3 protein-coding genes are annotated in these 2191 nt (G+C 72.9%); 1 reads left to right on the plus strand and 2 read right to left on the minus strand.

Annotated elements, in window-relative coordinates:
* Positions 1 to 135 precede the first annotated feature (135 nt).
* On the plus strand, positions 136 to 825 hold the full coding sequence (locus AC0680_RS32520) for a response regulator (protein ID WP_478635994.1): 690 nt from the start codon (positions 136 to 138) through the stop codon (positions 823 to 825).
* 199 nt (positions 826 to 1024) lie between these two features.
* Here the strand turns inward: AC0680_RS32520 and AC0680_RS32525 are convergent, their stop codons facing one another.
* Entirely contained in the window at positions 1025 to 1468 is a 444-nt protein-coding gene (locus AC0680_RS32525) for a DUF2550 domain-containing protein (protein WP_384434156.1), read from the minus strand.
* A gap of 148 nt (positions 1469 to 1616) precedes the next feature.
* Positions 1617 to 2000 carry a F0F1 ATP synthase subunit epsilon gene (locus AC0680_RS32530; protein ID WP_030081273.1) on the minus strand — a complete coding sequence of 128 codons (384 nt, stop codon included), beginning with the start codon at positions 1998 to 2000 and terminating at the stop codon, positions 1617 to 1619.
* Positions 2001 to 2191 lie beyond the last annotated feature (191 nt).

Below are 2191 nucleotides of genomic sequence, written 5' to 3' on the forward strand. Positions count from 1 at the left end.
CGCTGGTCGGGGGGGGGGGAGGAAGGGGATCGCCGTTGTGGGCGGGGCGTGAGGGGCCGGTATGGAGAGCAGTCCGGCCGGCAGGTTCTGGTGGCCCCCCCCCCCCCCCCCCGCCGCCGAGGAGGAAGAGCAACGATGACAGGCGCCGACGCGCAGCCGATCCGGGTTCTCGTCGCCGAGGACCAGTCCGCCGTACGGGCCGGGCTGGTCCTCATCCTGCGCTCCGCCCCCGACATCGAGGTCGTCGGGGAGGCGGAGGACGGCGAGGAGGCGGTACGGCTCGCCCGCGAGCTGCGCCCCGCCCTCGTCCTCATGGACATCCAGATGCCCCGCCTCGACGGGGTCTCCGCCACCCGCCAGGTGGTCGCCGAGCAGCTGGCGGACGTGCTGGTGCTGACCACCTTCGACCTGGACGAATACGTCTTCGGCGCGCTGCGGGCGGGGGCCGCCGGCTTTCTGCTCAAGGACAGCGACGCGGCCGCGCTGCTGACCGCGGTGCGCACGGTGGCGTCCGGCGAGGGGCTGATCGCGCCGGCGGTGACCCGGCGCCTGATCGCGGAGTTCGCCAGGCCCCGTACGGCGTCCCGGCCGGCCCGGGACGGTGCGGCGCCGGATCCGGCGGTGCTCGACGCGCTGACGCCGCGCGAGCGGGAGGTGCTGGGATGCCTGGGGCGGGGGCTGTCGAACGCCGATATCGCCCTGCGGCTGGCGATGGCGGAGGCCACCGTGAAGACGCATGTCAGCCGGCTGCTGGCGAAGCTCGATCTGCGCAGCCGGGTGCAAGCCGCCGTACTGGCACAGGAATTAGGGGTCGATGGGCCGTAGCCGGATGCCGCGCCGGGGCCGTAGCCGGATGCCGCGCCGGGGACCCCGCCCGGATGCCCCGCCGGTCCCGTCGCGAGCCACGGGGAATACCCTCCCCGACCTCCGCGTTGCGGCCCCGCAGGGGGCCCTCGTGTCCCCTACGGGATCTGTTCGCCCCACCCCTACAGGCCCCCGCCCGTCGGGTACGGGGCCGTGCCCGTCAGGCCACGTTCACCCTCTGGCCGGGCGGCGCCGCCTCCAGCCACGCCAGGAAACCGGTGAGCGCGTCCTCGCTCATCGCCAGCTCCAGACGGGTGCCGCGGTGCCCGCAGGCCAGCACGATGGAGTCGGAGAGCAGTGCCAGCTCCTCCTCGCCCTGGGGGGTGCGGCGCTGCAGGACCTCGATGGCGGAGCGCTCCAGGAGGCGGCGGGGCCGGGGGGCGTACGAGAACACCCGGAACCACTCGATCCGGTCGCCGTTGTAGCGCGCCACGCCGTAGATCCAGCCCTTGCCGCTGGGCTCGTCCTCCGGCACGTTCCAGCGCAGGCTGCAGTCGAAGGTGCCTCCGGACCGCTGGATGAGCCGCCGCCTCAGTCCGAAGACGAACAGCCCCACCAGCACCAGCACCACGACCGCGCCGCTCACAAGCAGAGCGAGGACCATCTCGACCGACCTCCTCGCCTCGTTGGGGGTGCCCCCGCGCCGTCGAAGCGTGGGGGAGGGAAACGCACCTGCATTGCCTCAGCCGCGAGCCGCTCCGGAGAATTCCGGGCAGCCCGCGGCTGAGGATCGATCTCGTCGGTGGCGGGGCTCAGTGAACGCCCGTCACCGCACGCAGTCGGACATCGGCGCGACGCTCGGCGGCCGCGTCGGCCTCCGACTTCGCTCGCTCCAGGGCCCGCTCCGCGCGCTGGACATCGATCTCGTCCGACAGCTCGGCCACCTCTGCGAGCAGAGACAGCTTGTTGTCGGCGAACGAGATGAAGCCGCCGTGCACGGCGGCGACGACGGTGCCGTCCCCGCTCTCGCCGGTCGTACGAATCGTCACCGGGCCCGACTGCAGCACGCCGAGCAGCGGCTGATGTCCGGGCATGACGCCGATGTCGCCCGACGAGGTGCGCGCGACGACCAGGCTGGCCTCGCCGGACCAGACCTGACGGTCCGCGGCGACCAACTCGACGTGCAGCTCAGCCACGATGGCTCCTCGGGTCTCCACCTGCCTGGTTCGGCAGATGTTGGGTCAAATACTAGTGGTCGTACGGACCGGGGGGGGGGGGGGGGGCCCCCCCCCCCCCCCCCCGGGGGGGGGGAAAACCACCCCTTTGCATTGGTCTTGGGGTTCTCGATGCCCCCACCAACAAAAAAAAACCGCCCGGGGGAGCGGGT

It is taken from the genome of Streptomyces sp. NPDC043738, from assembly GCF_056436545.1.